General features: G+C 43.3%; 10 protein-coding genes. 4 read left to right on the top strand and 6 right to left on the bottom strand.

Annotated features, from left to right (window positions below):
• Positions 1–39 precede the first annotated feature (39 nt).
• Positions 40–2157 carry a methyl-accepting chemotaxis protein gene (locus tag NL647_RS11350; RefSeq protein ID WP_009698304.1) on the top strand — a complete coding sequence of 706 codons (2118 nt, stop codon included), beginning with the start codon at positions 40–42 and terminating at the stop codon, positions 2155–2157.
• A 74-nt stretch (positions 2158–2231) separates the two neighbouring features.
• On the opposite strand, the gene rsmS is transcribed toward NL647_RS11350, so the two are convergent.
• From rsmS to dinG, 4 genes are read right to left on the bottom strand one after another with little or no spacing between them, the layout of a single operon-like run.
• Positions 2232–2396 (bottom strand): pleiotropic regulatory protein RsmS, encoded by a 165-nt coding sequence (rsmS, locus tag NL647_RS11355; protein WP_005449861.1) that lies wholly within the window; start codon positions 2394–2396, stop codon positions 2232–2234.
• Positions 2397–2398: 2 nt separating this feature from the next.
• The gene (locus tag NL647_RS11360) at positions 2399–2941 is read right to left on the bottom strand and encodes a primosomal replication protein (protein WP_050925453.1); all 543 of its coding nucleotides are present in this window, start codon (positions 2939–2941) and stop codon (positions 2399–2401) included.
• Positions 2938–3723, bottom strand: a complete 786-nt coding sequence (locus NL647_RS11365; protein ID WP_005449856.1) for a TSUP family transporter — start codon at positions 3721–3723, stop codon at positions 2938–2940. Before NL647_RS11365 ends, NL647_RS11360 begins: the two co-directional genes overlap by 4 nt.
• Before the next feature lie 14 nt (positions 3724–3737).
• Positions 3738–5813, bottom strand: coding sequence for an ATP-dependent DNA helicase DinG (gene dinG, locus NL647_RS11370; protein WP_029788996.1), 2076 nt, complete (start codon positions 5811–5813; stop codon positions 3738–3740).
• Positions 5814–6327: 514 nt separating this feature from the next.
• Here dinG and NL647_RS11375 point away from each other — a divergent pair.
• Entirely contained in the window at positions 6328–7335 is a 1008-nt protein-coding gene (locus NL647_RS11375; RefSeq protein WP_050926269.1) for a porin, read from the top strand.
• 260 nt (positions 7336–7595) lie between these two features.
• Positions 7596–8261, top strand: a complete 666-nt coding sequence (locus tag NL647_RS11380) for a DUF2057 family protein (RefSeq protein WP_253650159.1) — start codon at positions 7596–7598, stop codon at positions 8259–8261.
• Positions 8262–8359: 98 nt separating this feature from the next.
• On the opposite strand, the gene NL647_RS11385 is transcribed toward NL647_RS11380, so the two are convergent.
• Positions 8360–9064 carry a pseudouridine synthase gene (locus tag NL647_RS11385; RefSeq protein ID WP_005449848.1) on the bottom strand — a complete coding sequence of 235 codons (705 nt, stop codon included), beginning with the start codon at positions 9062–9064 and terminating at the stop codon, positions 8360–8362.
• Positions 9065–9435: 371 nt separating this feature from the next.
• On the opposite strand from NL647_RS11385, the gene NL647_RS11390 reads away from it, so the two are divergent.
• Positions 9436–11661, top strand: a complete 2226-nt coding sequence (locus tag NL647_RS11390) for an NADP-dependent isocitrate dehydrogenase (RefSeq protein ID WP_253650160.1) — start codon at positions 9436–9438, stop codon at positions 11659–11661.
• 129 nt (positions 11662–11790) lie between these two features.
• Here NL647_RS11390 and cspD read toward each other — a convergent pair whose 3' ends face one another.
• Positions 11791–12009 (bottom strand): cold shock domain-containing protein CspD, encoded by a 219-nt coding sequence (cspD, locus tag NL647_RS11395; protein WP_005427548.1) that lies wholly within the window; start codon positions 12007–12009, stop codon positions 11791–11793.
• Between the last annotated feature and the right edge of the window lie 523 nt (positions 12010–12532).

Consider the following 12532-nt stretch of genomic DNA (forward strand, 5'->3'; position numbering starts at 1 on the left):
TGAGTCTCAAAAATGAGTTTGCTTGAATAAGGATGTTGTATGCGAACCATATCTGTGCAGTGGAAAATTACATTACTCTCCGGGCTTTGCCTGCTCGTCACTTCTTTATCTTTAATTGGTTTTTCGGTCTACAACGCGCTCGGTAACCAAAAGTTGTTGCAGCGAGAAACTAGCTCTTCTGTTATCGAAAAATCTGAACAACTCCTACAGACACGAGCGTTATTAAACGCGACGGAAGTGTCTGAGTATCTCAATGAAGCGACTTACCGCGCTGAAATGTTGGCAGCAAATGCGCTGTTTTTTAAAACCAACTCGGAAGAGAATTTTGGCAGTAGTGAAGATCTTCGCTCCGCTCTGAATGAAATGATTCGTCAGGCAGTGCTACGCTTTGACACGATACAAGCGGCTTATCTGGTGTTTAACCCAGACATGCTCGACAGTGAGGATGCCAACTATCGAAGTGCCGATTACGTCGGTTCTAATGAAGTCGGTCGGTTTGCAACCTATTGGTCCAAAGCGAGCAATGGTGAAAACGTGTTAGCGAGTACGATAAGTGAGCAAGCCTTGAATGAGAACGACAATGCTGAGCGCTTTTACTGTCCGCTCTCGTCTGGTCAAACTTGCATTGCATCGCCGCGGGTTAACACCAACGATGCTGGTTCCTTCTTAACAACATCGATCTCCATTCCACTCATTGTCGAGAGTATGCCGATTGGCTTCTTGGGTATAGAGTTACGATTAGACCAGTTAGCGAGCATTGCGATTAATTCTGATCAAAGCTTGTTCGCTGGGGCTGGAAAGGTATCAATGATCAGTCTCGATGGAACTTTGTTAGCGTCAGATAGTAACACTGATTCCCCTGGACAGCCTTTTTCGAGTTCCACCATTTCTAATGACAATCTCACTGATTTATTGTTTGGCGGTGAAGCCAAGGTTGAATGGGATGCCTCTGGTGAGTGGATGACGGTCTTTTCGCCTATCCAAATAGCGAATCAAACGTGGGGTGTGATCTTTGAAATGCCTCGTTCTGCAGTGCTTGCTGATGCGGATCAGTTAGACGCTTTGATTACCAATAAGATGCAAGACGGCGTTATTATTGAATTAAGTGTTGGTGTCGCACTTGTCGTTGTTGGACTGATTACAACCGGACTGCTGGCTAAGACCTTAGTGAAGCCGATTCGAGAAGTTGTCGCTCGTTTGGAAGATATTTCGACAGGGGAAGGAGACTTAACTCAGCGTTTGGAAGCTAAAACAGACGATGAAATTGGCCAACTTGCGAGGGCGTTCAATCGATTTCTTGAGCGTTTGCAATTAACGATTAAAGAAGTCGCAGAAACATCTCGACAAATTGCAGATAAGACCGAACATGCAAAACACGTTGTAGCCGTTACTCGAAATAGCAGTGATTCGCAGTTTAAAGAAGTTGATTTAGTCGCGACTGCTGCTGAAGAAATGACGCAAACAGCGGCGTTGGTGGTACAAAATGCCGAAGTTGCGGTAAAGGCGGCTGGTGAGGCGAGTGAATCTGCAGAAAACGGTCAGAAAGTGATCTTGGCGTCTGAAACTCAGATGCAAAAACTATTATTAACCATGATGAATGCCGTCCCGGTTGTAGAAGAGCTAGCGAAGAACAACGCCAGCATTACCGAAATTCTTTCTGTTATTGAAGGCATTTCTGAGCAAACCAACTTGCTAGCTCTCAATGCAGCAATAGAAGCCGCACGAGCTGGTGAACAAGGTCGTGGTTTCGCTGTGGTGGCTGATGAGGTAAGGAGCTTAGCAAGTCGAACTCAAAGTTCGGTGGGTGAAATTCGAGATGTCATTGCTAATGTTCAAAAGGGCACGCAAGCGGTTGTTGAGTCCATTACAGAAGGGAATCAAAGTGCGCAATCCTCTTCTCAACAGGTGAATATGGCGGTAGAGGAATTACAGAAAGTATTTGAGTCAATTGCTGCGATAAGTGATATGAATAATCAGATAGTAAAAGCGGCAGAAGAGCAGCAATCTGTCTCTAATGAGGTGAATCAAAGTGTGGCGAACATTCGCGATCTGAGCAGAGAAATCCTTAATCAAGCGCAAACGTCGGAAAATGCAGGTATCGAGATGACCTCACTTTCTGAACAACAGCAAACCTTAATGTCTCAATTCAAAGTATAACGTGGTATCAACGCAAACTCAGCTTAAACAAAGAGGAGCGAAATCGCTCCTCTTTTTTGTCTATTTGTTGTCTATCAGTTTGCGTTGATCTTATTTTCAAGATCGCTTTGTACGATCTTAATCGCTTTTAGCGCTATTTTAGGATCGATTTCATTCGTTTCTAGCAAGTAAATTAAATCGACAGCTAGCTTGATCTCTTCTGGGGCATCATCCAGTGGTGATTTCGATTCTTCAGACATGCTCAATTGTTCTCTCTTTGGGTTACTTGCTTTTCTAGCTCGCTTAATGCTGCTTCACAGCGAATCAGTCGTTGTTTTGCCGTTAATACAGCTTTCTGCGCTTCGGTGTGTAAATGAGCTGGAGCAATGGCAACTATTTGTTGTTTTTCTATAACCATCTCGCGCAAGCGACGAGCCCATTCTTTATGCTGCGCGACTTCTTGTTTTAGTGCATCAAGGGACTTGTCTTGTCGAGCGGATTTCTTAGGGTTTGCTTTAGGTATCTCGGCGATAGAAATTTCGCGTTGAATTGCCGTGATTTGGGCAACCAATCGGTCAGTCAGATATTCTGCTCGTTGCGCATTTAACTTACCTTCTTTTTGCTCCTTGATGATGTCGTTTAATGTCGCTCTTGCTTCATTGACACAAGGAACTAACAAACGAGAGCGGCAGCGAAATAGGCGTTCATCAAACAGCATTGCCTCATGGTGACCTCGCTGATGGTCAAGTGAAGCCGCTTTCTCAGACATTTGTTCTAGACCATTGGAAAGCTGTTTGATATTCATGATAAGCCTACAAACCACGCATCATAAGCGAGTTTAATTGCTAATACGCTGACAACAGAAACAAACACAGGGCGAATAAATTTAGAACCAAAGCGGATTGCAGAGTGAGCACCAACAAATGCGCCTGCCATTAAACATACGCCCATTGTTAATCCTAGCACCCAATTTATATGACCCAAAACAGCAAAAGTGACAAGAGAAGTGAAGTTGCTAGTAAAGTTCATCGCCTTTGCTAAGCCGGAAGCGAGCAAGATGTTCAACCGATAAAGCGCCATTGAGCTTACAGTCCAAAATGCGCCAGTCCCTGGTCCGGCTAGACCATCGTAGAAGCCGATTGAGAATCCTTGCAGATACTGCTTCTTATTCAACATTGGGCATGGTTCGGGTGTCGGGCTCTGGTGAGTCGATTGTGGAGCTTTATGGAACACGGTATACATCGCGGCAGCAAGAATAATGAGAGGTAAAACCTTCTCTAGCCATTCAGTACTGATTGCGTCGACAAACAATGTGCCGAGCGTGGCACCAACAAGAGTCGCCACAAACGCTCGTCCCCAGCATTGTGGTTTAAACAAACGCTTCTTGTAGTATGTGAAAGCGGCAGTAGAAGAAGCAAACGATGCTGCCAGTTTATTTGTGCCCAATGCAATGTGCGGAGGGAGTCCCAACGACAATAAGGCAGGGACGGTGAGCATACCGCCACCGCCTGCAACCGCATCGATAAATCCAGCAACAAAAGCGACGAGCGCCAACACCAACAGCATGGTTGGCTCAATCATTTCCATAAATCGTTATTCTTCTAATATTCTATCTTGCGTTTAAATGGCGGCAACGAGTCAATTAAGGCTTGCCCGTAGCGTTTTGTTATCAAACGTCTATCAAGGATGGTCACTCTACCAGAATCGCGCTCTTTGCGCAGTAAACGACCGACACTTTGAATCAGTTTTTTGCTCGCATCAGGCACAGTAATTTGCATAAATGGGTTGCCCCCTTTCTTTTCTATGTACTCTGAGTGCGCTTGCTCTACGGGTGAGGTAGGGACACCAAAAGGAATCTTAGTAATGACCAAGTTTTCCAATAGCTCTCCTGGTAAATCAAGACCTTCCGAGAAGCTACCCGTGCCAAAGAGAATACTGGTTTTCTGTTGGTCGACGAGCTTTTTATGTTTTTTTAGAATTTCTGCACGTGAACTTTCGCCTTGTACTTGCAGTGCCCAGCCTCGTTTTACAAAATCAGCACTTAGAGCATCTGCGACTTGGTTCATCTGCCAATATGACGAGAATAATACCAAGTTCGCTTTGTTGTCTTCTAAATACTTAGGCAAAATTTCAATAAGATATTCGGTAAACTGTGGCGCTTGAGGTTCATACTTCATCGCAGGGATTAAAAGCTCCGCTTGGTTCTGATAATCAAACGGTGACGCCAAGGCTAAAAACTGCGTACCTGACTCAGGTTTTGCGTCTACTCCCACTTGATGGCAAAAGTAATGGAATGAATTCAGTGCACGCATCGTAGCAGAGACTAATACCGCACCGATACAACGACTCCAGATTTGTTGATCAAGTTGCCAGCCGATTTCCAAAGGTGAAACGCTCACAATATAGTCACCTTCACGATCTGGGTGCTTCTCAAGCCACCTTGCTAACGGTGCCCCTTTTTCTCGTGTTGGCTCTGCCATCAAGTTCCAAACTTGAGCAAGATTTTCTAAGCGCTGAATGTAGAACCCCAATTCAGCCAGAGCTGGCTCTGCTAACCTTGAAGAAAGTTCCCCGTCTTTTACTCGCTCAGCAATCAAATCCGCAATTTTCGCGACACTTTGGTTTGCTTTTTTACTGAGCTGTTTTAAATCTTTAGATTGATTTTCTAACCAAGTTGGAAGTTCGCCATGTTCAAAGCGATAGATGTTTTCTTCAAATTGGTTTGGGTCAAATTGCTTTGTTAATTGGCTAAGCGCGGGAATGAGTTCTTGTACCGACTCCTGCAAGTCATTGCGAAAGCGTGCGACGCGTTTCTCGTCTGCCAATGATGAGAATTTGCTGGTGGACTGATTGAGTTTCTCTAACCAAGCTGCCGCTCCTTTTAAGCTTGCAGATGCGGAAGCGTGGTCTCGTGCAACGTGCGGAAGATGATGCGCCTCATCAAAGACATAAATAGTATTTTCCGGCTCGGGCAGAATTACGCCACCACCCAGATCGGCGTCTGCCATTACTAATGAATGGTTTGCGATGATGACATCATTTTTATCCAGTTCTGAACGTGCTTTTTGGAAAGGGCAGTTACGATGAGCTGGTAGGCTGTTATTACAGCTGTGCTTGTCACTGACAATCAATTGCCAGATATGGTCATCAATAGGTTTTGGCCAGGAGTCGCGGTCGCCATCCCATTTGCCTTGAGCAAGAGAACGGTACATGGTTTCCAACAAATCAATGTCTTTCTTTTTTGGCTTAGTTTCAAACATAGCAAGTTGTCCGCCATCGACACCACTTGCCGTTGCGAGTTTCTCCGCGCAGCAATAACGTTGGCGCCCTTTTGCCAGAATAAAAGAAAACTCGCGGTCGGTAATACGACGAAATAATGGGAGATCTTTATTCACCAACTGTTCTTGCAACGCAACTGTTGCAGTCGAAATCACGACTTTTCGGTTGTTGTAGACTGCCACGGGAATAACTGCCATCAGATATGACAATGACTTACCGATCCCTGTTCCTGCTTCTGCAACAAGCATTCTATTCGATTTGTGGTATTGCCCGCACAACGTCTTAGCAATCTCTGCGACTAGGTAATTTTGCGCTCTTCGAGGTACAAAGTTATCCAGTTGAGCTTGTAAGTTCTGGTAGCTGGTTCTGATCGATTTTTGGATGTTACTAGTTAGCATAAGTGCCTCAAACGCGTGGGGCGCGCATAGTAGCACACATCACTAGTTGTACTGTAGTTCACAAAACGGAATGCTTTTATGTGGAATGTAGATCTTGTTCACAAAAAAATATTGAACTCAATCTAAATGAAAATAATTTCATTAGGTGAAAAATATAAAGCTTCAAAAATACCATTTGACTAGAATTTTATTCTGAATTAATTGGGTTTTTTGTTGTTGTAAGGTTGTTTATCTCTTTTGTTTATCTTTTGCTAAATTAAGAAAAATCAAGTCGATTGTTTAGAACTTCATCGAATAATTGAAACTTAAATTTCTATGTTGCTGTAAAATAAAGATTTTTTTGTTTTTTGATGTTGTGATTTAGAAAATTTGACAGCCAGAATAATCTTTTGCACTCTAGTGCCCAGATTTTGCAGGTAAAGCATTGTTGCGATTTGATAACAAGCGACCTCAAAAATATAAAAAAGGGAATCGGAAAGGATATCCCAATCTAAGAAAAGGCAGTGGATTAATTATGAAAAAGACTCTAGTAGCTCTTGCAGTAGCAGGCATCTCTACGTCTGCACTAGCAGCAGGCAACATCTACGACAACGGTACAACATCTTTCAATGTTAAAGGTGAAATCGATACTTACGTAACTACTCTAAAGAGCAAGTACAAAAACGTAGAAAAGTCATCTGATCTAGATATCGATGTTTGGGCTAAAATCCAAATCGATTCTCAACACAAAGTAAACGAAGATATCACTGTATTCGGTTCTTTCGAAATGCAAAACGGTGAAGGTTTTGGTTTTGACGGCGACGGCTTCGCGGGCGACGACAAAAACGTACAAACTGATGACCTATACTTCGGTGCTTACCTAGGCGACAACTGGGGTGTTGCTTTCGGTGAAATCGGCGATTTCGGCGACTCTCTAGACGCAATCACTATCGACAACACTAACGAAGGTCTTGGTTACGTAGATGACTTCGTAATTTCTCAAGAAAGCCGTGGTCACGCTGCTTCTGTAAAAGGTAACTTCAACAACCTAACTGTTATTGCTGATGCATACCTAAACCAAGAAGAGAACATCGACACTGCGTTTGGTCTATCTGCACAATACGCAATCAACGACATGTTCACAGTTGGTGCTTCTTACCAAGATCAAGGTGAGAACGAAGTTAAGAAACTTGACTACAAAGTGATGGGTGTTGCTGCTCGTCTAAACATTGAAAACTTCGCGGCAGCTGTAAACTACGTTGCTGAAGAGAAGAAAGAAGCTAACGTTAAAAACGACGCTGACACTTGGTCTGTAGCTGCTTCTTACCAAATCAATGAAGCTCGTCTATACACTTCATTCGGTTTCACTAGCTACGAAGACAACAAAGACGGCAACTACTACACTCTAGGTGCTGACTACGCTCTAACAGGTAACATCCTTACGTTCATTGAATACACAGCAATCGATGAAGATGAAGGCGTAGGCAAAGCTAAGCTAGACGAAGGCGAAGTAGTTGTAGCTGGTCTATACTACACGTTCTAATTACAGAGCCTAATATTTATAGTAAAAGGTCGCAGCTATTGCGACCTTTTTTCTATAGAGTATATAAGCAAATCCTTCTTGAACTCTGGTCAATGTGAAAGAGTGTGAAACGTCAAGGATTGAGTGCGTTTACCAATTATCTACAGTGAGTTATGTAGAAATCATTGGCTTTTCAGCAATGATTTCCTCAAACTGTGATGAACGGTAAACGAGATTTAACACTGTTGATGTAATTAATTGAATTTTAAGGTTATTAGGATATGAGACTAAAAGCTTGGACTGTAGCATTTGTTCTTGGGCTATTTGGGACAACAGCGAGCGCAGACACAACAAATAAAGCTGATGCATCAGCAACCTTAACTACCGCTCAAGGCGTTCAAGTGCTGTTTGTAAATGGCGTTGATGCGGACGATTTGAGTGCACCGTTTCCCCTAGTTGAAGGCTCAAACCAAATTGTGGTTAAAGTTAATAAGGGGATTGGTCGTGGTGAAAAGCGTACCCAAGTTAAATCCTCACCATATATTATCGGCTTGAGTGCAGGTGCAGGAAAGCTATACATTGATGCGCCGTCTTTTAGAGAGCAACGTCAGGCAGACAAGCTGTTCGAACAAGACAAAATGGACTGGAAAGTAAGTTTCAACGATAAGTCTATTGATTACTCTCAATATAAAATGCCAGGTGAGAAAGGTGCGTTCCCTTACTCAAACCTAGATGAGCAACTAGCGGAATACAATGAAGCTAATGGCGTTTTCTTTGCTAACGGTAAGAGAGTCGAATTGTCTGAGCTACAAGCAGCGACGGCTGTAACGGCAACTAGCAAAAGCGCGCAAAGAGTAAAATCACCGGTAACAAAAGCGAAGATTGCCTACCTAGAAATGACAGACGAAGAACGTCAGGCATTCATGAAGTGGGTTGCTCAACAATAAATATTATTGGTGACGACAAAAATATAAAAAAGCAGGTCTTGACCTGCTTTTTATATTTTTTGATGTGGGTGTTTTTTGATGTGCGAGCTTAGACGAGCTTAGAGAGTGACTTCTCGCCATTCTCCCGGCTTCAAGTCGTCAAGCGCAATATCACCCATGGAGTAACGTACTAAACGCAGTGTCGGGAAGCCAATATGTGCTGTCATTCGTCGTACTTGGCGATTTCGACCTTCAATGATCGTAATTGCTAGCCAAGTTGTAGGAATATTAGCTCTAAACCGAACGGGCGGATTTCTATCCCAGATCTTTGGTTCAGGCATCACTTCTACTTTTGCTGGTAATGTCATGCCATCTTTCAATTCAACACCTTTACGAAGTTTTTCCAAGTCCTCTTCATTAGGTGCTCCATCTACTTGTACCCAGTAAGTTTTTGGCGACTTTGATTGAGGTTGTGTCAACTTTGCTTGCAAGATGCCATCATTTGTTAGCACCATCAGACCTTCGCTATCTCTATCTAACCGTCCTGCCGCGTATACATCTTTGACAGGGATGTAATCCGCTAACGTTTTACGACCATCTCCATCGGTAAATTGGCTCAACGTATCATAAGGTTTGTTGAAGATGATCACCTTACGGTCTTCTGGTGTAATGCGTGGTTTTGTTGACTTTGATGAACGGGTAGAGCGCCCTGGTCGATTTTTCGCCTGTCCATTTGAATGGTTTGACTTGCCTGAGCGTTTAAAATGGCTCGGTTTAGAGTGGTTACTACGGCGACCTTTTTCATGACCCGTGCGAGATGACATGTTAACTACCTTGCAAAAATGTAAATGAACTGTGTTTGAAAGTTTTAAGTTTTCTTCTTATCGGCTATCATTTGCGCGCCTAAAACTAACAAAAGCGCACAGAATAATAGACTATTTCGTGTTATTTGTTTAATGATATAGCCAAGTTGCTTTTAGAGAGGTGTTTTTGCAAAAGAACTTCATGAAAGCAAACTTGGCACAAAGTGCACTCATGGATAGAGAGCCATAGAGCTTCAAACTATAAGAAAGAGTGCAAACCGCATGTCACGTTGGTGAGGAGGAATGCACTACTAACGTTAAGCAATGCGTAAATTCAACGAACTCAGTTGCTGAGTTGTTCAGCTTAGTTGAGTAAAAAATAGGGAAATTTCATGCCTACAGAAAAACCTACAATTATCTACACAATCACTGATGAAGCCCCGGCGTTAGCAACCTATTCATTACTACCAATCATTCAATCGTTTACTGCATCGTCTGGCATTAATGTAGATACTCGTGATATTTCGTTAGCAGGTCGTATCATCGCTAACTTCCCAGAGCATTTAAAAGAAGAACAGCGCATCGGTGACGCGCTAGCAGAACTTGGCGAGTTGGCGAAAACGCCAGAAGCAAACATCATCAAACTTCCAAACATTTCTGCATCTATCCCGCAGTTAAAAGCTGCTATCAAAGAGCTGCAAGCAAAAGGCTATGAGCTACCAAACTACCCAGAAGAGCCGAGCACTTACGAAGAAGAAGCGATTAAAGCGACTTACGACAAAATCAAAGGTAGTGCGGTTAACCCGGTTCTACGCGAAGGTAACTCAGACCGTCGTGCGCCACTTTCAGTAAAGAATTACGCGAAGAAGAACCCACACTCAATGGGTGCATGGTCTGCGGATTCTCAATCTCATGTTTCAAGCATGGCAGACAACGACTTCTTCGGTAGTGAAAAATCGGCAACCGTTTCTGGTGCTACTGACGTAAAAATTGAATTTGTCGCTGCAGATGGTTCGGTGAAAGAACTTAAATCGGCGTTCCCTTTACAAGACAAAGAAGTGATCGATTGTTCGGTAATGAACAAGAAAGCGCTTGTTGAGTTCTTTGAGAAGGAAATTGCAGAAGCAAAACAGCAAGACGTTCTGCTCTCTCTACACATGAAAGCGACCATGATGAAGGTATCGGATCCAGTTATCTTTGGTCATGCTGTTAAGGTTTACTACAAAGACGTGTTTGCAAAATACGGCAAGCTATTTGAAGAGCTAGGCGTTGATGTAAACAATGGTATCGGTGACGTATACGCGAAGATCGATGCGCTACCTGCTGAACAAAAAGCGGAAATCGAAGCGGCGATCCTTGCGGTATACGAAACACAACCAGCACTCGCGATGGTTGACTCAGATCGCGGTATTACCAACCTGCACGTACCAAGTGACATCATCGTTGATGCTTCTATGCCAGCAATGCTGCGTGCATCTGGTCAAATGTGGGGACCAGACGGCAAACAGAAAGATACTAAAGCAATGATTCCAGATCGTAGCTATGCAGGTATTTACCAAGCGGTTATCGATTTCTGTAAAGAACATGGTGCATTTGACCCAACAACTATGGGTAGCGTACCAAACGTAGGTCTAATGGCTCAGAAAGCTGAAGAATACGGTTCACACGATAAGACATTCATTTTAGATGCAGCAGGTACTGTACGTGTTGTAGATGCTTCTGGTGCGGTTCTTCTTGAGCAAGAAGTAGAAGAAGGTGACATCTTCCGTATGTGTCAGGTCAAAGATGCGCCAATCCAAGATTGGGTGAAACTTGCGGTAACTCGTGCTCGTGCTTCGGGTGCGCCGGCTGTGTTCTGGCTTGATGAAGCGCGTGCTCATGATGCAGAACTTATCAAAAAAGTGAATGCCTACCTTCCAGCACACGATACTTCAGGTTTAGAAATTAAGATCCTTGCGCCAATCGATGCATGTAAATTCTCTCTAGAGCGTCTCAAAGAAGGTCTAGATACCATTTCTGTAACGGGTAACGTATTGCGTGATTACCTGACCGATTTGTTCCCAATTTTGGAGCTTGGTACTTCAGCGAAGATGCTATCTATCGTTCCGCTAATGAACGGTGGTGGTCTATTTGAAACGGGAGCTGGAGGTTCGGCACCTAAGCACGTTCAGCAAGTTGAAAAAGAAAACCACTTACGTTGGGATTCTCTAGGTGAGTTCCTTGCGCTGGCAGCTTCTCTAGAGCACCTAAGCTCTATGGCGGGCAATGCGAAGGCTCAAGTTCTTGCTGACGCTCTTGATAAAGCAACAGGCGAGTTCTTAGACGAAAATAAATCACCTTCTCGTAAAGTAGGTGAGTTGGATAACCGTGGTAGCCATTACTACTTAGCATCGTACTGGGCGAAAGCATTGGCTGAACAAAAAGAAGACACGGATCTTGCAGCAGAGTTTGCTCCTGTCGCAAAAGCGTTGGCAGAGCAAGAGGAAGCGATTGTGTCTGAGCTAAACAACGCGCAGGGTGTAAAAGGCGAGCTAGGTGGTTACTACTCTCTTGATGATTCTCTAGCGTCTACATTGATGCGTCCAAGCGCAACGCTGAACGCTATTATCAATAAATAATCTTGTACACGCTACTTCGGTAGACCTATAGAAACAATAAACCCGCTTTACGCGGGTTTATTTTTCTCTTCATAAAAGCTCGTGTGCTTCTACGAGAGCAAATGATTTGTCTTTCCGACAGCGCTCTATTTATTTGGCTTGGCCTTCTATTGGAACAACGCTGCTTGCGTGTGAACCTTTTGGACCTTTTTCAATCTCGTATGAGACTTGTTGGCCTGCTTTCAGTGTACGATAACCGTCCATTTGGATAGTTGAGTAGTGGGCGAAAATGTCTCCTTCCTCTTCGTCTGAACAAATAAACCCAAATCCTTTGGCGTTGTTAAACCACTTTACTGTACCTGTAGCCATGCTTTTACATCCCTCATGCATTTTTTACTGATGTTGTTACTTCACCCAAGCCATCCCTTCAGCTTGGTCTCATTGTTAGCCTTGCTATGCTAGTAATTGCTAACACACGTCGAGTGTGCACATCCACATTCATCAAATTGTTAGAAATCCAACAAATTCAGAATGAGGATTTATGCATCAACACTTTCCACTGTAGTCAATGAATCTCGTCAGTCAATAGTGAAAGACAACATTAAGAAACATATTTGAAAACAAATCACTTTTGAGATTAACAATTTTGCAAACTCAATCGAGGTGGTTCGCCGAAGTTTAGATAAAAGGTCTGCAAGGTATTGAAATAGAGCGAGGGCATTCTAAACCAAGTGTGTACATTAGAAGATTCTACTAAATGAATAAAAAGTGATGTTTTCGTGATATTTAGCGACTTTTCCGTTGTAAGTGTGATCTTGGCAGTTTAAGAATGTTTATCGGTTATATGGAAACAGAGCAAAAATTGATAGTTCTAACAGCAAAAAATAACCGT

Origin of the sequence: Vibrio sp. Y29_XK_CS5, from assembly GCF_024181835.1 — a bacterium.
Taxonomy (GTDB): Bacteria; Pseudomonadota; Gammaproteobacteria; order Enterobacterales; family Vibrionaceae; genus Vibrio; species Vibrio harveyi.

Bases quoted from the DNA above. Each gene is read 5' to 3' on its own strand.
- NL647_RS11385 (WP_005449848.1), bottom strand. From the start codon at position 9,064: ATGTCATCTCGCACGGGTCATGAAAAAGGTCGCCGTAGTAACCACTCT.
- NL647_RS11360 (WP_050925453.1), bottom strand. From the start codon at position 2,941: ATGAATATCAAACAGCTTTCCAATGGTCTAGAACAAATGTCTGAGAAA.
- NL647_RS11365 (WP_005449856.1), bottom strand. From the start codon at position 3,723: ATGGAAATGATTGAGCCAACCATGCTGTTGGTGTTGGCGCTCGTCGCT.
- NL647_RS11390 (WP_253650160.1), top strand. From the start codon at position 9,436: ATGCCTACAGAAAAACCTACAATTATCTACACAATCACTGATGAAGCC.
- dinG (WP_029788996.1), bottom strand. From the start codon at position 5,813: ATGCTAACTAGTAACATCCAAAAATCGATCAGAACCAGCTACCAGAAC.
- NL647_RS11375 (WP_050926269.1), top strand. From the start codon at position 6,328: ATGAAAAAGACTCTAGTAGCTCTTGCAGTAGCAGGCATCTCTACGTCT.
- rsmS (WP_005449861.1), bottom strand. From the start codon at position 2,396: ATGTCTGAAGAATCGAAATCACCACTGGATGATGCCCCAGAAGAGATC.
- NL647_RS11350 (WP_009698304.1), top strand. From the start codon at position 40: ATGCGAACCATATCTGTGCAGTGGAAAATTACATTACTCTCCGGGCTT.
- cspD (WP_005427548.1), bottom strand. From the start codon at position 12,009: ATGGCTACAGGTACAGTAAAGTGGTTTAACAACGCCAAAGGATTTGGG.
- NL647_RS11380 (WP_253650159.1), top strand. From the start codon at position 7,596: ATGAGACTAAAAGCTTGGACTGTAGCATTTGTTCTTGGGCTATTTGGG.